We start from the raw sequence: 18,545 nt of genomic DNA on the forward strand, positions 1-18,545 counted from the left end.
CCTCGGGCGCGCCGCTTCGCCTATCTACGCATCGAATCCCGGCGCCTATCCGTTGGGATCCCAGGTCGGAATCCGTCCCGGTGTCCAGGGCGCGCCTGCCGCCTCGGCCGCGGCTTCGAGCCGCGCGAGATCGACGTTGATGAACTGCCGAAGCCGGGCGAGGATGGCTCCGAACTGCGCCGCCACGACATCGTACTGGTGCTTCTGCGTATTGGTCGCATCCTCGAGCGTCGAATACCAGATGCCGTCGGTGGCATCGCTCAACCGGTCGAGGAGCGACGGCGGCGTCGGCTCGCTGTAGCGGGCCTTGGTGTTGTCGCCGCCCAGCGATTCCTGGATCGCGCGCAGCGTATCCTCGAGCGCCCGGGCACGACCCATGAGTGAATCCGTGGGCGCCGACGTCCGCGCCAGCGCCCGCTGCAGCGCCTGCAGCCGGTTGGCCGCCTCGCCCGCGGCCGCATTGGCGCCCAGCACGGCGCGTTGGAGTCTGGCGGTCTTCTCCTGGAACGCGACGACGGCCGCCGAACGCGGTGTGTCCTGACCGTCGAGCATGTACACATCGAAGCTCTGCGCGGTGGCGAGCGGCGTCTCCACGCCGTCCACGAGTTTGGCCATGGCCACGTGGTAGGTGCCAGGGGCCACGAATGGCCCGGTGCCACCGCCGTTCCCCGTTCCGCCCGCGGTCACCGGCAGCACGCTGGGATACCGGAGGTCCCACGCCACGCGCTGCACCCCCGCCTTGGGCGCCTCCATGAGCCGCCGCACCACGCGCCCTTCGGCGTCGGTGATCGTGAAGATCAACTGCGGCGGCTGCTCCTCGTTCTCCGCCTTGAGGGAATCCCACGGTGGGTAGAACACATCCTCACTCTTCTTCGCGGCGGCCTTCTCGGCGGCCTGGCGAATCTCCTTCCGCGTCTTGATCGCATCCTTGAGATAGTACGTGAACACCGCGCCGAAGGGCGGGTTGGGCGCGCGATAGAAGTTGCCGCCGCGCGAATCGCCGAGCGGGCTGGTCTGCATGTACAGCGGCGCACGCTTCACGGGCAGCAGCGCGGCGTCCGATGCGAGCACGGCCGGCGTGAGTTCGCGCAGCGGCGCGATGTCGTCCAGGATGTAGTAGCCGCGCCCGAACGTGGCCGCGACCAGATCGTCTTCCCGCTTCTGGACCACCAGGTCGCGGACGGGGATCGTGGGCAGGCCATCTTTCAAGCGCGTCCAGTGCTGCCCGCCATTCGCGGTGTAAAACAGGCCGAATTCGGTCCCGACGAAGAGCAGCTGTGGATCCTTCGTGTCTTCGATGATCGTGTACGCCGTTCCCCGCTCGGGCAAGTCACCTGTGATCGACGTCCAGGTCTTGCCCAGGTCGGTGCTCTTGAGCAGATACGGCTTGTAGTCGCCCGCCTTGTGATTGTCGAACGCGGCGTACACGGTATTCACGTCGAACGCCGACGGCGTGAGGCGCGAGACGAACGTCGTGTCGGGCACGCCGGGAAAGTGATCGAGCTTCCGCCACGTCCCGCCGTCGTCCTCGCTCACCTGAATGAGCCCGTCGTCCGTGCCCACCCAGAGCAGGCCGGCCTTGATCGGCGACTCGCCGATCGTCACGATGCTGCCGTAGAACGACGTCGACGTGTTCTTGTCCAGCGCGTCCACGCCCCATACGCGTCCCATCATCTTGAGCTTGTTGCGATCGATCTGCCGCGACAGGTCGGGGCTTACCGGCCGCCAGGTGTCGCCGCGGTCGTCGCTCTGCCAGAGGATCTGAGAGCCGAAATAGAGCCTGGTGTGTGAATGCGGACTGATGATCAACGGCGCGTCCCAGAACCAGCGGAGCGCCGGCTGTCCCGGCTCCGGTTGCGGGATGATGTCGACGTTCTCCCCCGTCTTGAGATTGAACCGCGACAGCCCGCCGTTCTGGTACTGGGCGTATACCGTGTTCGGATCTTCGGGGTCGACTTGCGATTGGAAGCCGTCGCCACCCTGCGTGAAGAACCAGTCGGAATTGACGATGCCGTACGACGCCTGTGTTCGCGACGGTCCGCCAACGGACGCGTTGTCCTGCGTACCGCCGTACACGTGGTAGAAGGGCAGCGCGTTGTCCACCGCCACCCGGTAGAACTGGGCCAGCGGCAAGTTGCCGAAGAACTTGTACGTGCGCCCGCGGTCGAAGCTCTCGTACAGCCCGCCGTCGCAGCCGATGAGCAGGTGGTCGGAGTTGGCCGGATCGATCCACACGACGTGGTTGTCCACGTGCTTGTCCTTCTCCCCAACGGCGCGGAACGTGCGGCCGGCGTCGTCGGTCACCTGCGTCATGAAATCTCCGGCATACACGCGGTCCACGTCGTTGGGATCGGGGTAGATGCGGCCGTAGTACAGCCCCACCGAATTGTACCCGCTCATCTTGGTCCAGCTCACGCCGTCGTCGGTGGAACGATAGAATCCGCCTCCCTCGCCCGCCTCGACCATCGCGTACACGATGTCCGGATCCTGCGGGGCCACGGCGAGCCCGTAGCGCCCCACGTCGTCGCCGGACGGAAGCCCCGCGGTGATCTTCTTCCACGTCTCGCCGCCATCGGCGCTGCGCCAGAGCGCCGACTCCGGGCCGCCGGCGATGTAGCCCCATTGCCGGCGATATCGTTGCCAGGTGGCCGCGATGAGCAAGTCAGGATTGCGCGGGTCGAGGGCAACATCGGCCACGCCCGCCCACTCGCCGTTGCCCAGGATCTTCTTCCACGTCTTGCCGCCATCGGTGGTCTTGTACAATCCGCGGTCGCCGCCGGCACTGTACAGCGGTCCCTGGGCCGCCACGTACACCACGTCCGAATTTCGTGGATCGATGAGGATGCGTCCGATGTGCTCGGAGTTCTTGAGCCCGACGTTCGTCCACGTGCGGCCGCCGTCGTCCGATTTGTACACGCCGTCGCCGTAGGCCACCGACCGCTGCGCGTTGTACTCGCCCGTGCCCACCCATACCACGTTGGGATTCTTGGGATCGAGCGTCACCACACCGATCGAGTACACGGGCTCGTCGTCGAAGATCGGGGTCCACGTCGTGCCCGCGTTCTCGGTCTTCCAGAGACCGCCCGACGCGGTCCCGATATACCACATCGACTTGTCGCGCGGATTGACGGCGATGTCGGTGATGCGACCCGAGATCATCGCCGGCCCGATCGAGCGCAGCTTGAGACCTGCCAACGACGGGCCGGCGTGCGCCGAGTCGGGGGCGGCGTCCGCGGTCTTGCCGGCGCGCTGCGCGGCGGCCTGATGCAGGGGCAGGAGGGAGGCCGCAGCGAGGCCGGCGGCGGCGAGAAAGCGCGAAGTGCGTTGATGGATATTGAGCATGTCCGTGCGAAGTGAAGGTCGGGCTGAAGTTACCCCGCGCCGCGGGGATGGAAAGGAGGCGACTGGGGCGGGTGCCGTCGCGCGGGCGCCGCTATGGCGCGGCGACCCGTGGGGGCTAACTTTTCGAGAAGATATCCACCGCGAGCCGTCATGCCGGACACGCACGCTCCCACAGTCGGGGCACCGTCGAGCACTCCGCGCGGATTCCCGAAGGCCTTCGCCGCGGTCGCGCTCGTGATCTACACCGTCGACTTCCTCGTCGCGCGCTCACCGGCGGCGCCGCGGCACGGCATCATACTGGGCATTCCGCTCGGAGTGACCCTCGACCTGACGCTCGTCGTTTCCGCGCTGTATTGGCTGCTCGTGATCCGGCCCGCCGGCGCGTCGGCCGCGCGCGTGATCGCGGCGTTCATGCTCAGCCTGCTCGGCGCGCGCCTCGTGTTGCGCCCCGACCAGCGGGAGTATCTGCTCTACGCGCGATTCCTGGTGGCGCCCTTCGAACTGGCGCTGATCGCGTACGTGGTCGTGAAGGTACGGCGCGCCACGCATGGCTTCCGCGGCACTGCGCCGGACGCCGACGTTCCGGAACGCATCGTCGCGGCACTCAGCAGTGCGTTTCCCTATCGCGTGGTGGGCCAGATCCTCGCCACCGAATTGACGATCGGCTTTTATGCGCTGTGTTCATGGCGCCGCCGGCCGCACGCGCCCGCCGGCTCGCAGGGATTCTCGTTTCACCGGAAGACGGGACTCCTCGCGCTCTATTGGGCCGTGATCGGGGTGTGCGTCGTCGAACTGTTCGTGGTGCACCTGGTCGTCCGCGCGTTCAGCCCGCGGACGGCGTGGATTCTGTCCGCGTTCAGCGCGCTCGGCGTGATCTGGCTGGTCGGCTTCGTCCGCGCCATGGTGCTGCGCCCGGTGCTGGTGACCGCGAGCGGCATTGTCGTGCGCAGCGGCGTTCAGTGGACGCTCGACGTTCCATTCTCCGCCATCCAGCGCTTGGATGCCGGGCGCGTGACGGCCCCCGTGCGCCACGCACCGGCGTGTCTCCGGGTGGGCGGTGCCGCCCCGCCGAGCGTGCGGATCGACCTCGGCGAGCCACTCGTCGCCGCCGGCGCGTACGGACGGACGAAGCGGGTGAAGACGATCACCCTCACGCTGGACGACGCCCCGGCCTTCGCCAAGGCCGTCCACGCACGACGCGGGGCAGAGGCATGATACGTTCGGCGCGCCACCTGCTGCGGCCCGCCGCGTGCGATCCGCTCCCCCACCCGGCCTGAGCGCCGGGCGGCGCTCAGCGGTTGAGCGCCGCCATGGCCGTGGTTTGATACCGCTCGCCCGCCACCGCATGCCGCGGGAACGCGGACTCGATCGCTGCGAGATCGGCCGGCGTGAGCACGAGGTCCACCGCGGCCACGTTTTGCTCCAGATACTTCACGCGCTTGGTGCCCGGGATGGGCACGATGTCGTCGCCCTGCGCCAGGACCCAGGCCAGTGCGAGTTGCGCCGCCGTGCATGCCTTGGCCCGGGCCATCGTCTGCACACGCGCCACGAGCGCCAGATTCTGCTGGAAGTTCTCGCCCTGGAACCGCGGCTGGATGCGCCGGAAGTCGTCGGCCGCGAAATCGTCGGGACTCTTGATCTCGCCACTCAGGAAGCCGCGGCCCAGCGGGCTGTACGGTACGAAGCCCACGCCCAGCGCGCGACAGACCGCGAACAAGCCGTCCTCGGGGTCGCGGGTCCACAGGCTGTACTCGCTCTGCAGTGCCGTGATGGGATGTACGGCGTGCGCGCGGCGCAGCGTGTCGGCCGATACTTCGGACAGGCCAACGTGTCGCACCTTGCCCGCCTCGACCAACCGCTTCATCGCGCCCACCGTGTCCTCGATGGGCGTCTTGGTGTCCGAGCGGTGCAGATAGTAAAGGTCGATGTAGTCGGTATTCAGCCGTTTGAGGCTCGCGTCGCAGGCCCGCTGGCAGTATGCAGGAGAGGCGTCGAATCCGCGGTATGCCGGATTGGCGGCGTCGCGAACGATCCCGAATTTGGTGGCGACGACCACCGACCGGCGGCGCGCCCCGAGCGCGCGCCCGAGCAATTTCTCGTTCGCGCCCGACCCGTACATGTCGGCCGTGTCGAAGAACGTGATGCCCAGGTCGAGCGCTCGCTCGATCGTGGCGAGCGACTCCGCTTCGTCGCGCGGTCCATAGAAGTCGCTCATCCCCATGCATCCGAGTCCGATCGCGGACACGTCGAGCTGGGCCAGTTTCCGGCGTTGCATCGGTCACTCCCCGTCTGGTCTCCGGATCAAGCTAACGAGCGGGTGGCGGCTGGGGCGGCCGTCCGCCCGGTTCAACGATCCGGCGTCGTCGCGTGTATACAGGTCGAACCCCAATTCCAGTGCGATCGCGGTCCGGATTCGTCCCATTTCCGTTGACCAGTTCGTTCTTCGTCGGAGGATCTCATGCGTCGATTCATGCTGGCGATCGCCATCCTGGCCATCGTTCCGAGCCTCAGCGTTGCCCAGCGGGGGGGCGGCCGGAGCGGAGGCGGTCGCCGCACCACGGATCGGTTCGGCAGCGGCGAAGCGGCGACCGTTCCTGCCATCTCGCGCCAGGAACTGGCCGACCTCGACCCCCTCGCGATCCTGCTGGACAAACGCCGCGATCTGAAATTGACGGACGACCAGACGGCGAAGCTCGAGGCGATGAACGGACAGCTGATCGACGCACAGCGACCGCCGTTCCACGCCCTCGACTCGCTGAACGTCGAGTTGGCGAACCTGGGTTCCGACCTCTCGTCCGACGACCAGGCCCACGCGCGCACGCTCAATGTGCTGTCGCGGATGATTGCCAGCGCCACCCGGCAGCGGTACGACTCGGTGGAGACCGTGGCGCGCGCCCTGATGACGGACGATCAGAAGAAGGCGGCGGACGACGTGCTCAAGGATTCGCACGACCGAATGGAGCGATTGGTCCAGCGGGGGCGGAGCACCGGAAACGAGTGACGCGGACCGCCCCGCGAGGACGGCGAGGCGGCGGCTCGGCATCTGACCCGGCCGATGTCGGGCGCGACCCGACGCCCCTGTTCACTTTCCCTGACTGACGGACGGGGGTTCCCTGTCGAGGTTGCGCAGAGCGGCCGCGCGTCGTTCGGCGCGCAGCCTGCGCCCATTCGTTCAGAGGACTGTCCATGACCACGCGCAGCTGGGCCGAGCCCTGGAAGATCAAGGTCGTCGAGCCCATCAAGATGACCGACCGTCGCGACCGCGAGCGCGCCATCCGCGATGCCGGCTACAACACGTTTCTCCTCCGCTCCGAAGACGTCTACATCGATCTGCTCACCGACTCGGGCACGAGCGCGATGTCGGACCGCCAGTGGGCGGGGATGATGCTGGGTGACGAAGCGTACGCGGGCTCGCGCAATTTCTACCATCTTGAGCGCGCCGTGCGCGACTATTACGGCTACGAACACATCATTCCCACGCACCAGGGCCGGGGCGCGGAGCACATTCTGTCCCGCGTGCTCATCAAGCCTGGCGATCACGTGGCGGGCAACATGTACTTCACCACCACGCGGGCGCACCAGGAGCTCGCCGGCGCGACCTTCCACGACGTGATCATCGCCGAGGCCCATGACCCGCGGTCGGAACATCCGTTCAAGGGCGACATCGACCTCACCAAGCTGGCGGCCCTCGTCGATGAGGTCGGGGCCGCCCGCATGCCGTATGTGTCGGTGGCGGCCACGGTCAACATGGCGGGTGGGCAGCCGATCAGCCTCTCCAATCTGAAAGCGGTCTTTGAATTTGCTCATGCGCGCGGCATCCTCGTGATCCTCGACGCCACGCGGGCGGTGGAGAACGCCTGGTTCATCCAGCAGCGGGAACCGGGCCAGCGCGACCGCACGGTGGCCGAGATCCTGCTCGACCTGTGTCATTATTCCGATGGCGCCACGATGTCGGGCAAGAAGGACAGCCTGGTGAATATCGGGGGCTGGCTGGCACTCCGCGACGATGGCCTGGCCGAGAAGGCGCGGAACCTGGTTGTCCTGTTCGAGGGACTGCACACGTACGGCGGCCTCGCCGGCCGCGATATGGAAGCCATGGCGATCGGCATCGAGGAATCGGTGCAGGACGACCACATCCGCAGCCGCATCGGGCAGGTCCTCTACCTCGGGAACAAGCTCATGGAGGCCGGGGTTCCCGTGGTCCGACCGATCGGCGGCCACGCCGTCTTCCTCGACGCGGCGGCGATCCTGCCGCACGTGCCGCGCGACCAGTTCCCCGCGCAGGCCCTGGCCGCGGCCCTGTACATCGAATCGGGCATCCGCGCCATGGAGCGCGGCACCGTGTCGTCGGGGCGGGATCCCCAAACCGGAAGCAACCGTACACCCAAGCTCGAACTCGTGCGCCTGACGATCCCCCGCCGTGTGTACACGCAGGCACACATGGACGTGACCGCGGAGAGCGTGATCGCCGTGTTTGAGAAGCGCGATCGCGTCACCGGACTGGCGTTCACATACGAGCCCGAATTCCTGCGTTTCTTCCAGGCCCGGTTCGAGCCGGTGGGTGCCGCGGGCATCTTCCGGGACGCGGAGCCCGCACGCGCCACGTCTGCCTCCGGCGCGTAGCGCGAAGCCGGACTGACAGGCGAGTCAGGAAGCGCCAATTGGGGCCGAACCCAATTGGCGTCTTCTTTGTGCCGTGGTCAGAAGCCGGGGCGGAGGCGCTGCCGGCCGTGAGCCTGACAACCTTCCCGGCATGCCGTAACTTGGAGTCCTGGCCGAAGTCCGCCGGCCGCCTCGACTCCTACCGGACCCCATCCATGAAGCTTCGCCACCTCGCCGTCGTTGCCGTCGTACTGCTGTGCGCGTCGGCCCTCACCGCTCGCGCTCAGGGCGGGGGAGGCGGGGGAGGCGGAGGAGGCCGCAACGCCGGCCCGCCGAAAGAGAAGCCGCACATCGTCACCTCCGACTCGGTGGAACGGCTCAATCCCATCTCGCCGCTCATCGAGCATCGCAAGGATATCGGCATTTCCGATACGCTCATCGGCAAGTTCGGCGGGATCCTGGCACGCCTCGACGCCGCCAATGCGCGGATGCTCCAGCAGGTCGATTCGCTTGCCGCGAACCCAAGCGCGCCGGTGTCGATCTCCGACGATGCGGCGCTGGATGATCGCAACCGTACCGGCCAGCGTCCCGTGAGTCTGGAATACCTGTTCGCCGATATCTCGAAGAACAACGCCGCCGCGGCCGATCAGGCCCTGGCCATGCTGACGGGCAAGACCGCCGATCGGGCGAAGCGTCTGATCGACGATCAACGCAAGCGCCTGGATCAGCTTCTGCGCGATAGCCAGGTGGGCCGTGGCCGCGGGCGATGACGACCTCCGCGCGCGCGTCGGCAACCTCGAAGCGGCGGTCGGAGCGCTTCGCGGTGACGTAGCCCGGCTCACGACGCGCCTCGCGACCGCCGACGCGCCCCGCGCGGCGGCGCCGTCCGGAGAACCCGCTGTCGCGCCGGCCGCCGCCGCCCCGCCGCCCCGGCCTGCCGCCGTAGCCGCCGGGCCAGAGTCGGACATCGAGAGTTTCGTGGGGCGGTACGGCGTGCTTGCGCTGGGCACCCTCACCACGCTCGCCGCCGTGGGCACGTTCGTGAGTTGGGCGGCAGCGCACGGCCTGCTCGGTCCCACCACCCGGGTCGTCCTCGGGCTGGCCCTCGCTGCCGCGCTCGCCGGCGCCGGACTTCGGTTGCACGCCCGCGAGCGGTCCTTCAGCTCGGCGCTGCTCGGACTTGCCCTGGCGGTGGTGCACGTGTGTGCATGGGCCGCGGGTCCAGGCCTCCACCTCGTGCCCGGCGGTCAGGCCTTCGCGCTGGCCACCGTCGCTTCCGCGGCCCTCGCGGCGTTCGCCCTCCTCGAGCGCGAGGAACCGCTCTGGTGCATCGGCCTCGGCGGCGCGGCGTTGGCGCCGTTCGTGACCAGCGAGCACACCGGGAGCCTGGTGCTGCTCGCGGGGTACGGTGCCGCGGTGGCCGTCGCCGGCGCCGCCGGTATCGCGACGCGTGGCTGGCGCTACGCTGCGCGCACGCTGGTCACCATCGTCCTGCTCTACACCGTGGCGCTCACGGTGTCCGGGGCGCCGCTGCACTGGGGGCCACTGCTCGCCGTCGCGCTCCCGGTCGCGGTAGCGCTCGTCGGCATCTCGCCCATGACGTCGGCCGATCTTATCCGGCCGCGGCTCCGCGCCCAGGGCGTGATCGCGGCGGCCGCGGCCGGGTGGGTGAGCTGGCAGGCCACGCCGCTAGGCGCGCAATGGACGGCGGTGGTGCTGGGCGCGTTGGGGGTGGTGTGGTTGGCGATGGCCGACCGGTCGGCCGGCGCGCCTCCCGCCGGCCCGGTGGCCGGAGGCGTGAACGTGGGATTCGCGCCGTCGTGGACCGACGGGGCGGTCATCCCGCTGGCGTTCGCGGCAGCCGTCGCCTACGCCGGTCCGCGCACGCCATGGTGGTCGGCGGCTGCGATGGCCGGCGCGGCGCTGGTGCTCGGGATCGCCGTATGGCGCCGTCCCGCTGGGATGTCGCGCGACGCGCTGGCGTTCGCCGCTGCGGCGACGGCGTTCGCGGCCGCCAACCTCGCGCCGTGGCAATCGCCGATCGCGTATCCGGTTGCCGACGTCGCGCTCGGGCTGGCGTTCGCGGCGGCGCTGCGCTGGCGGCCGAGCTATTCGTGGCCGGGCATGGCGGGGCTCGCGCTCGTGGTGGCGGGCGCTCATACGTGGTTTCTCATGGACCGCCGGCCCGCGTTCACGTACACGCCGTTCGGCACGCGGGAGTCGTTGGCGGCGGCGGCGGTGCTCGCCGCGTGGATGCTGATCGCGGCCCGGGCCGCCGCCTGGACCGGTTCGCTGCGCGGCGCGTTGGCCGTTGACGCGGCGCGGGCCGAACGTGACGGCGCGAACGTGCGGGCGGCGGCTGGCACCGCGCCCTGGGTGTGGGCGTTCATCTGGGTCCACCATGAGCTGGCCGCTGCCTGGAGCCCGTCGGTGGCCACGCTGTTGCTCGTGAGCCTCGAGGCTGGCGTGGCCGTCGCCGCCGTCGGCGTCGGGCGGGCGCGTGGCGTGCGGGCGCTCCGCCAGGTCGGGCTGGCGCTGGCCATCGTGGCGGCGGTGCGCGCGCTGGCGGCGGTCGATTCGGTGAAATCGGTGAGCGTGCGCATCGCGTCCTATCTCGTGGCGAGCGCGTTCCTGCTCGGGATTGCCTACTGGTATCGCCGCCGCGGAACGGACGCACCGGTGGTTGAGACGGCGGCCGCTCAGGCGCCGGACGCGTGAGGCGGGTGGCGCCCGCGCCCGCAGCGGAACCCGCGTGTGAACACAATCCATACCGTCGATGTGCTGGCACTCGCCACCCCCGCGAGTGTATCCTCCAGCATCGCGGTCCCCTCTTCTCCTACCTTCTTGGGTGACGACTCCCGTGCGTACCTCTCTCAGATTCCTGATCGGCCTCGTGGCGCTTGGCGGTTTGGCCGCGCCGGCGGCGGCCCAACAGCATTTCGACACCGTCGGTGTCGGCGACACGTCCATCTTCGCGCCGCTCGCGCTGCCCACGCCCAACGCGTTCCGGCTCGGGTCGGGCGCGCCCGGCCCCGACTACTGGCAGAACCGGGCCGACTACGACATCCACGCCACGCTCGACACGACCACCCGCGTGCTCAGCGGCACCGAGCGGATCAAGTACACCAACAACTCGCCGGTTACGCTCGACTATGTCTGGGTGCAGGTGGAGCAGGACGCATTCGAGCACGGCTCGCTGAACTCCTACGTGTACGGGCCGAACACGCGCTTCGGCGCCCGGGGATTCCAGGGCGGCGACGTCATCGAGCGGTTCGAGCAGGTCGTTCCCGGAAAGAAGAACGCGCCGCTCACGACGCGCGTATCCACCACGGTCATGCGGGCGGATCTTGCCGAACCGCTCGCCCCGGGCAAGAGCACGACGCTGGAGATCGCCTGGCACTTCGCGATCCCCGAGCACGGCGCCGACCGCATGGGTTACGATGGCTCGCTATTCGAATTCGGGCAGTGGTATCCGCGCATGGTCGTGTACGACGACGTCAAGGGCTGGAACATCGAGCCCTATCTTGGCCAGGGCGAATTCTACTGCGAATACGGCGATTTCTCGCTCTCGGCGACCGTGCCGGCAGGCTACATCGTGGCCGCCACCGGGACGTTGCAGAACGCGTCCGAGGTGCTCACCCCAACGGAGATCGCGCGCCTCGCCAACGCCGCCAAGTCGGACACCACGGTGCACATCGTGACGCAGGCCGAGCTGGAGAGCGGCGCGGCGCGCCCGAAGAAGACAGGCACGCTCACCTGGAAGTTCGCCGCCAAGAACGTGCGCGACGTGGCCTGGGCCACCTCGCCCGAGTACATCTGGGATGCCTCGAGTTGGAAGGGCGTGCTCGCGCAGTCGTACTACCGGCCATCGGCCGTGAATCCGTGGTCCGACGCCGCCGACCAGGCGCGCATGTCGATCATGGAGTACTCCACGCGCTGGTTCCAATATCCGTACCCGCAGATCACGGTGGCCGAGGGTCCCATCAGTGGAATGGAATACCCGATGCTGGCCATGGAGGCGCGCAGCCGCGACGTGTACGGGCTGTACAACGTCATCACGCACGAGATCGGGCACAACTGGTTCCCGATGATCGTCGGGTCGAACGAACGCATGCACTTCTGGATGGACGAGGGCTTCAACACGTTCATCAACACCTTCTCCGAGGCGCTGCGCTACCCACAGAAAGGGGACGAGGCCCAGCGAGAAGCGGAGGAACGGCAGGAGGTCGAGCAGGTCATGAAAGCGGGGTACGACACGCCGATCGACGTCGGGCCGGACCGCATCAATCCGCAGCTGCTCGGCATCAACCAGTACGTCAAGACGTCGATGGCGCTGCACCTGCTGCGCGACGAAATCCTGGGCGACAGCGCCTTCGACGACGGCTTCCGCGAGTACATCCATCGGTGGGCGTACAAGCATCCCACACCCAGCGATTTCTTCCGCACCATGGAAGACGCCGGCGGCCGCCGCCTCGACTGGTTCTGGCGCGAGTTCTTCGAGACCAATGACCAGTTCGATCAGACGGTCGACACCGTGGCGACCCGCATGGTGGGCGACACGGAACGGGTCGCGGTGGCGTACGGCAACCTGGCCAAGGGCGTGCTGCCGATCATCGCGCGGTTCACCTTCTCCGATGGCACGACGCAGGACGTCGACTATCCGGCGGAATCGTGGTACATGAACAGCGTCCGGTTCATCAGGCAGTACGCCTTCGTGGGCAAGACACTCACCAAGATCGAACTGGATCCCGACCGCCGGCTGATCGACGTCGACCGTGCGAACAACACCTGGACGGCGCCATAGCGGCAGTCGCTACGGGGTAGACGGCTGGCCCTGCGCGCCAAGGCTTCGCGGGCGGGGTTCCGGGAACGGAGCCCCGCCTTCGGCGTACCATCGTGCATGTGACGGCGGCCCGAGTTCCGGCGCCTTGGCTCTCGCGCTATACTTTCCATAGGCGGGGGGATGCCCCCGACCCCCGAGTCTGGAGATACGGCATGCGACGAATGACGGCGATTCTAACGTTGATCCTGGCCACGGTTTCGATCGCGGCTTGCGGAGGAGGTAATGGCTCCACGCCGCCGACCATCATCGGCGGCGGCATCACATATTTCGTCGTCACCGCGTCGAACAATCGCGATACCGTATCCATCCTGCCGGGCAACCCGGTACTACTCTCGGGTGTGGCATACGACGCCGCGTTCGACCCGTTGGCTCTGGTTGGCGATACGACGTGGGTGTCCCGGGATACCACCATCGCCAGCGTGAACACCCACGGGGTCGTCACGAGCATCGCCGTCGGGTCGACCTGGGTGGTGGGCAGCTTCGTGCCCAAGAATTCTTCGACCTCCTACGCCGACTCCGTCTTTGTCATCGTGGTCGGCCGGAACTAGCGGGCCCGCGGACAAGCTACTGATACTGGATGTAGAGCGGGGCCGGGAATAGGCGAAGTACTTCCGCCGGCGTCATCAGCGGACGGCCACTCTTCGTGTCGTTGTGAAAGAAGAGCTTGAATCCGGTGAATTGGACCGGCTCAGCGTAAACGTACGCGCGGTACGAGTCTTCTTTCAACGACCGCGGGCCCCAGCCGTCCATGTCCACGACGATCTGGACTTTGGGGTCGAGGCGGATCCGCCTGGCGTTGGTGAGCATGGACCGGGTGAACCGATGCACCACCAATACCTTGGGCGGCAGATGGTTGGCCGTCACCAGGCTGTCGAGCACGCGCACGGCCTCGTTCACGTCGTCGGCGTCCATCGTGCCGATCCGCTTACCCGGCGCGCTGCCGTCCTTCATCGAGAATTCCGGATCGAGCGCGAGGTGCACCTTGGGGCGCGCGAGATAGGGGAGCAGCCGCTGCAACTCGGCGGCCACCGAACTGTGCCCCACCTGCACATCGAGGAACAGCAGCGCGTCGCGCTGGTCGGCCCACGATGCGACGCGGTCGATCAATGTGTCGGCCATCCGGGCCCGATACATGCCGTCCCGCCCCGGAATCGGCTGGGCCGTGCTCACGATGAGCTGCAACGCGGGCACCACCGGCGTGGCCGGATCCACCGCCTGCCAAGCCGCGACCTCCGTATCAAGCTTGGCCAGCATCTGCTCGGGAGGCAGCGCGCCGAGGATGCCCATCCCCTTGGAGAGTGGATTCCCATAGAAAGCGACGATCCGATGCGTGGGCAGGATGGCCCCGGGCAACTGCTCGGGGCTGGCCACCGGCCAGATCGGCTGGGCGACGATTGGCCTGGGCGTCGCGATCGACTTGGCGGCTGCGTGCGGCACGCGTTTGACGCGCGTGGGCGGGCGCGGCGGAACTCCCTGCGCCAGCAGGCCGGAGGCGAGTAGGGAACCCGACAGGGCAGCCAGTAGGGCCGCGAGCGACCGCCTACGTGCCACGCGCCGGAGACTCCGGACCGGCGGGCGCATAGGCGCGCAGCGCGTCGTCATAAGTGTGCGGCGGCTCCGCGTCTGGCGAGAACAGCACGCTGAACGCCGAGCCGCGCCCCGCCACGCTCACGACGGTGAGGCGGTACCCCATTGCTTCACACAGCGCGCGGGCGATGGCGAGGCCGAGGCCCGTGCCCTCGTGGCGGCGGCGCGTGCCCGTCTCCACCTGCTCGAACGCCCCGAAGATCTTCTCGATGCGCTCCGTGGCGATGCCGATTCCCGTATCGACCACATCCAGGCGCAACGGCCGGCCCGTGCCCGCCTCGGTAATGATGCCCACGCGAAAGCTGCCCGAGTCGGTGAACTTCACGGCGTTGTCCACGAGATTGGTGAGCACGCGCTGGAGCTTCGCCTCGTCGCTCTGGATCGGGGCGAGCGACGGCGGCAGCGATACCCGCGGCACGACGGCCGTGCCCACCGAACGGCCCTCCATGTCCTTGAGCACCTCGAGTACCACGCGGTCGAGCGCCGTCGGCGCCAACTCCACGTCCATCTTGCCCGCCTCGACCTTGGAGAGGTCGAGCACGTCGTTGATCACCCGCAATAGATGGAGGCCGTTGCCGCTGATGCGCTGGACGTAGGTCAGATCCTGCGGCAGGAGATTCCCGGCGTGGTTCTTCTGCAACTCATTGGCGAATCCGATCACCGCGTTGAGCGGCGTCAGCAGTTCGTGGCTCATCGTTGCCAGGAACATGCTCTTGGCCCGGTTGGCTTCCTCGGCCAGGCTCGCGGCGCGTTCGAGCTGCTGCGTGCGCTCCTTCACCTTGGCCTCGAGCAACTCGTTCTGCGACCGCAGGGACTCGTGCAGCATGCGGGTCACGAGCAGGTTGTGAATGCGCAGCAGGACCTCGGTGGCCTCGAACGGCTTGGTGAGAAAATCCTTCGCACCGAGCTTGAGCGCCCGTTGCCGCGCCGTCTGGCTGGCGTCGCCGGTTACGACGAGGATCGGCAGGAACTCGTCGGGCGCCGTCTGCTCCACCAGGCCCTCGAGTACCGTGAACCCGCTCATCGTCGGCATCCGCAGGTCGAGGACGACGAGATCGGGGTTCAGCGCCCGGGCCAGCGGGAGGACGTCACGCGCGTCGGACAGCGTGTGCACCCGCGTGTAACCGGCCCGGCCGAGGATGAGCCGCAACAACGTCAAATTTGTCTGCTCATCGTCAACGAGGAGCAAACAGGCGTCGTTCAATTGGTCGGGGGAAACGGGAGATTGCGGCATCGAGGAATTGATCTTCAAGGAGTATCGGGTCCCCGACGTCGTTTCTCAAGGGCGCCGGACCGCGTTCCTCCGAATCCACCGGGTCAGAAGGCGGCCCTGACTTGCAGGTAGAGGTTGCGCGGTGGTAGCGGATAATAGTACGAAATCGAGCCGTCCGTGTAGCCGCTGCTGTAGCTGCGGACGTCAGCCAGGTTGTTGACGAACAAGGTTATGGCCAGGTGACCAGGTGCATTCTGCCAGGCAACCTGCGCATCGGTGATGTACGCAGCGGGCAGGACGAATAGAGGGTTTCCCGTATTGTCGAGAAAGGACCGCGATGTGTACCGGCCCTCCAGCGACAGCGAGACCCCGCGTGCCGCCGCGTACGTGAGGCGCTGGTTGGTGGACACCGTGGGCGTGAGCAGGGGTGGGACGTCGTAGTAGGTCGTGCCGCTGGCGTCGTCGGTGTAGGTGGCGATCCAGTTATGGCTCACGGCGCCGTTCACCTCGGCGCTCAGCCGCTTCGAGGCCTGCCAGTTGACCGTCGCTTCGATGCCCCGCCGTACGCTCCGCGGCACGTTCTTGCGAAGCGGCAGGCCTAGGTAGCTCAACTGGCCGATCGGGGCGATCTCGTCTCGGAATTCCATATCGTACACGTCGGCGTCCACCCGCACCGCGCGCGCGCGATACCGCACCCCCGCCTCGAGGTCGCCCACGGTCTCCGGGCGTACCCGGTTGAACGGGCCCACGAACTTCACGTTCGACGTATCGAGATTGTCGAACCCGGCCAGGATGTCGTTGCGGGCCGGCTCGCGGCCGTTCACGCCGTAGGACGCATAGGCGCTGAATGCCGGCGAGACGCTGTACGTGAGTCCGGCTTTGGGATTGAAGAACCGCCAGCTGATGCTCTGCGCGGTGATCCCCGCGTTGCGATCGGGCACGTACCGCCACCACGCATCGCGCAGCTGCACGTCACCGAAAAGCGCCACCGGGCCCAGCGCGTACGTCGTCTTGACGTAGCCGCTCGCCTCGCGCTTGATGCCGCGGTTGGAATACACCCGATTCGTGAGATCGGGGAGCGTGTAGTCGTAATGGTCGCGGTGGTAGTCGGCGGCGTACACGCCGGCGTCCACCTGCAGCCGGTCGCCCGTGTAGCGGTAGGTGCTCATCACACCGCCCCACCAGAAGTCGAGGTGGTAGCGGTCCATCTGGGTGGACAGTACGTCGTAGTACCCCGTGGCCGTCACGCCGTACACGGTGGTCGACAGCGACGACCGGTCGCTGAGCAAGTGCGTGTAGACCACGCTGGCCAGTGATTCACCGAAGTCGTCCCGTTCGTCGGGAGAAAGGGGGTTCGAGCGGCGGTCTCGTACCAGCGTCGACTCCGCCGCCGCATCGTAGGCCAGTTGGCTGTGCTCCAACCCTGCCGTCGCCGTGATCTTCACGATGTTGCGGTCGCCGAAGTAGCCGGCGCTGAAGAACCCTGAATGCGAGAGGTCGCCCGCGTGCTCGCGGTAGCTGTTGGTACTCTGGTCGCTGGCCCGCGCGTAGAACGCCCACCGGTTGGCCAGCAGTCCCGACGCGTAGTCCACCGAGGCGCGCCCCGTGTTCCAGTCGCCCGCCCCCAACTGGACGTGGCCGCCCGCCGGCGTGCCGGTGAGCGACAACGACTCGAAGTTGATCGAGCCCCCATACGACGCCGTGCCGTTGGTGCTCGTGCCCACCCCACGCTGGATCTGTACCGACTGCACGCTGCTCATGAAATCGAACAGGTCGGCGAAGTAGAAGACCTCGTCCTCGGGATCGTTGAGCGGAATGCCGTCGAGCGTCAGGTTGATGCGCGTCTGGTCGATCCCCCGCAGCCGGATGTAGCTGTAGCCCGAGTACCCTCCCTGTTCGGCGTACGACGTGAACGACGGCGTGTTCGCCAGCAGCAACGGCGGCTCCTGCCCGAACGACTCCGCCGCGATCTGGTCGCGCGTCACGACGTCGGCCGAGATCGGCGCGGCATTGCCGCCGCGCACGGCCGAGATGGTCACCCGCTCCAGACTCTGCACCGTGGGGACCAGTTGTACCACGAGACCGGAGTCGGCGACGGCGTCACGATCCGTGGTCGTGTAGCCGCCGCGGCTGAACCGGAGGCGCACCGGCGGTGAGACCGGCAGCGCGAACCGGCCGGCGGCGTCGGTGGTCGTCGTATCGTGCGTGGACAGTGCTTCCACCCGCACTCCGGCCAGCGGGGTGTGGGTGCGGGCGTCGCGCACGACGCCCGACACTCCGGTGGCAGCCAGGAATGCCGTGAACAGGGCGAGGATCGTCATGGACGCGTCCTCCCGATCAGGCGGACGCACATCCGGCGGCACGCCAGACGGCGCGCCGCGAAGGCCGATGAAATGAGCATGGGTGACTCCCTACGCCGGTATGAGCCGGATCAGGTTCGACGGGTGTGATCTCAGCGCGTGCGCGGATGTGTGCACGGGCACCCCGGTCAGTAGGAGAAACTAGTGGATCCGTTCGGTCACGGACAGTCCGTCGGCCGGCCGCCAACCGCACGAGACGCCACGGCGCGATGATCGGTGCGGCGCGCGCCGGCGCCCGAATCGGGCACCGAAGCGATCGGGAATACGCCCGTCCGCGTTGACGGGGGGTCGGGCCGGTCCTAGACTTCGCGCAGCGCCGGCCGCCTCCAATCGTGATGCCCGGTCCAGCGCCAACCTCGCGGAGAGACTGGATGGCGAAGGAAGAAGCGATACAACTCGAAGGTCAGGTTACCGAAGTGTTGCCCAATGCCACGTTTCGCGTCCTGCTGAGCAATGGTCACACCGTGCTCGCGACCCTGGGCGGCAACATGCGGCGGTTCCGGATTCGCGTGCTCGCCGGCGACCGCGTGACCATCGAAGTATCGCCCTACGACCTCAGCCGCGGCCGCATCACCTTCCGGCACAAGAACTAGCCTGC

General features: G+C 67.7%; 13 protein-coding genes and 1 riboswitch. Of the genes, 8 read left to right on the plus strand and 5 right to left on the minus strand.

Going from position 1 to position 18,545, the window contains the following annotated elements:
• Positions 1-45: 45 nt before the first annotated feature.
• The gene (locus VNF92_04340; protein HVA57094.1) at positions 46-3,342 is read right to left on the minus strand and encodes a hypothetical protein; all 3,297 of its coding nucleotides are present in this window, start codon (positions 3,340-3,342) and stop codon (positions 46-48) included.
• A gap of 150 nt (positions 3,343-3,492) precedes the next feature.
• Between VNF92_04340 and VNF92_04345 the strand changes: the two genes are divergently transcribed.
• Positions 3,493-4,557: a hypothetical protein gene (locus VNF92_04345; GenBank protein HVA57095.1), complete on the plus strand. Its 1,065-nt coding sequence runs from the start codon at positions 3,493-3,495 to the stop codon at positions 4,555-4,557.
• Between the two features lie 76 nt (positions 4,558-4,633).
• On the opposite strand, the gene VNF92_04350 is transcribed toward VNF92_04345, so the two are convergent.
• Positions 4,634-5,617: an aldo/keto reductase gene (locus VNF92_04350; protein HVA57096.1), complete on the minus strand. Its 984-nt coding sequence runs from the start codon at positions 5,615-5,617 to the stop codon at positions 4,634-4,636.
• A gap of 183 nt (positions 5,618-5,800) precedes the next feature.
• Between VNF92_04350 and VNF92_04355 the strand changes: the two genes are divergently transcribed.
• The 6 genes from VNF92_04355 to VNF92_04380 all read left to right on the plus strand — a co-directional run bounded on the left by VNF92_04355 (position 5,801) and on the right by VNF92_04380 (position 13,335).
• On the plus strand, positions 5,801-6,343 hold the full coding sequence (locus VNF92_04355; GenBank protein ID HVA57097.1) for a hypothetical protein: 543 nt from the start codon (positions 5,801-5,803) through the stop codon (positions 6,341-6,343).
• 185 nt (positions 6,344-6,528) lie between these two features.
• Positions 6,529-7,965 (plus strand): tyrosine phenol-lyase, encoded by a 1,437-nt coding sequence (locus VNF92_04360; protein ID HVA57098.1) that lies wholly within the window; start codon positions 6,529-6,531, stop codon positions 7,963-7,965.
• Between the two features lie 107 nt (positions 7,966-8,072).
• Entirely contained in the window at positions 8,073-8,714 is a 642-nt protein-coding gene (locus VNF92_04365) for a hypothetical protein (GenBank protein HVA57099.1), read from the plus strand.
• Positions 8,698-10,662, plus strand: coding sequence for a DUF2339 domain-containing protein (locus tag VNF92_04370; protein HVA57100.1), 1,965 nt, complete (start codon positions 8,698-8,700; stop codon positions 10,660-10,662). Before VNF92_04365 ends, VNF92_04370 begins: the two co-directional genes overlap by 17 nt.
• 142 nt (positions 10,663-10,804) lie before the next feature.
• Positions 10,805-12,748, plus strand: a complete 1,944-nt coding sequence (locus VNF92_04375; GenBank protein ID HVA57101.1) for a M1 family metallopeptidase — start codon at positions 10,805-10,807, stop codon at positions 12,746-12,748.
• 191 nt (positions 12,749-12,939) lie between these two features.
• Positions 12,940-13,335 (plus strand): hypothetical protein, encoded by a 396-nt coding sequence (locus VNF92_04380; protein HVA57102.1) that lies wholly within the window; start codon positions 12,940-12,942, stop codon positions 13,333-13,335.
• A gap of 16 nt (positions 13,336-13,351) precedes the next feature.
• On the opposite strand, the gene VNF92_04385 is transcribed toward VNF92_04380, so the two are convergent.
• The 3 genes from VNF92_04385 to VNF92_04395 all read right to left on the minus strand — a co-directional run bounded on the left by VNF92_04385 (position 13,352) and on the right by VNF92_04395 (position 17,908).
• On the minus strand, positions 13,352-14,338 hold the full coding sequence (locus tag VNF92_04385; GenBank protein ID HVA57103.1) for a hypothetical protein: 987 nt from the start codon (positions 14,336-14,338) through the stop codon (positions 13,352-13,354).
• On the minus strand, positions 14,328-15,626 hold the full coding sequence (locus VNF92_04390; protein HVA57104.1) for a response regulator: 1,299 nt from the start codon (positions 15,624-15,626) through the stop codon (positions 14,328-14,330). The genes VNF92_04385 and VNF92_04390 overlap by 11 nt, the downstream gene beginning before the upstream one ends.
• Before the next feature lie 65 nt (positions 15,627-15,691).
• Complete coding sequence (locus VNF92_04395) at positions 15,692-17,908, minus strand: TonB-dependent receptor (protein ID HVA57105.1); 2,217 nt, start codon at positions 17,906-17,908, stop codon at positions 15,692-15,694.
• A 70-nt stretch (positions 17,909-17,978) separates the two neighbouring features.
• Positions 17,979-18,084: riboswitch (TPP riboswitch) on the minus strand.
• A gap of 234 nt (positions 18,085-18,318) precedes the next feature.
• On the opposite strand from VNF92_04395, the gene infA reads away from it, so the two are divergent.
• Positions 18,319-18,540 (plus strand): translation initiation factor IF-1, encoded by a 222-nt coding sequence (gene infA, locus VNF92_04400; protein ID HVA57106.1) that lies wholly within the window; start codon positions 18,319-18,321, stop codon positions 18,538-18,540.
• Positions 18,541-18,545 lie beyond the last annotated feature (5 nt).

It is taken from the genome of Gemmatimonadaceae bacterium (assembly GCA_035533015.1).
In the GTDB taxonomy this organism is placed as follows: Bacteria; Gemmatimonadota; Gemmatimonadetes; order Gemmatimonadales; family Gemmatimonadaceae; genus JAGWRI01.

Excerpts from the sequence above, each read along its gene's own strand:
- infA (HVA57106.1), top strand. The coding sequence starts at position 18,319 with ATGGCGAAGGAAGAAGCGATACAACTCGAAGGTCAGGTTACCGAAGTG.
- VNF92_04395 (HVA57105.1), bottom strand. The coding sequence starts at position 17,908 with ATGACGATCCTCGCCCTGTTCACGGCATTCCTGGCTGCCACCGGAGTG.
- VNF92_04355 (HVA57097.1), top strand. The coding sequence starts at position 5,801 with ATGCGTCGATTCATGCTGGCGATCGCCATCCTGGCCATCGTTCCGAGC.
- VNF92_04380 (HVA57102.1), top strand. The coding sequence starts at position 12,940 with ATGCGACGAATGACGGCGATTCTAACGTTGATCCTGGCCACGGTTTCG.
- VNF92_04360 (HVA57098.1), top strand. The coding sequence starts at position 6,529 with ATGACCACGCGCAGCTGGGCCGAGCCCTGGAAGATCAAGGTCGTCGAG.
- VNF92_04340 (HVA57094.1), bottom strand. The coding sequence starts at position 3,342 with ATGCTCAATATCCATCAACGCACTTCGCGCTTTCTCGCCGCCGCCGGC.
- VNF92_04345 (HVA57095.1), top strand. The coding sequence starts at position 3,493 with ATGCCGGACACGCACGCTCCCACAGTCGGGGCACCGTCGAGCACTCCG.
- VNF92_04350 (HVA57096.1), bottom strand. The coding sequence starts at position 5,617 with ATGCAACGCCGGAAACTGGCCCAGCTCGACGTGTCCGCGATCGGACTC.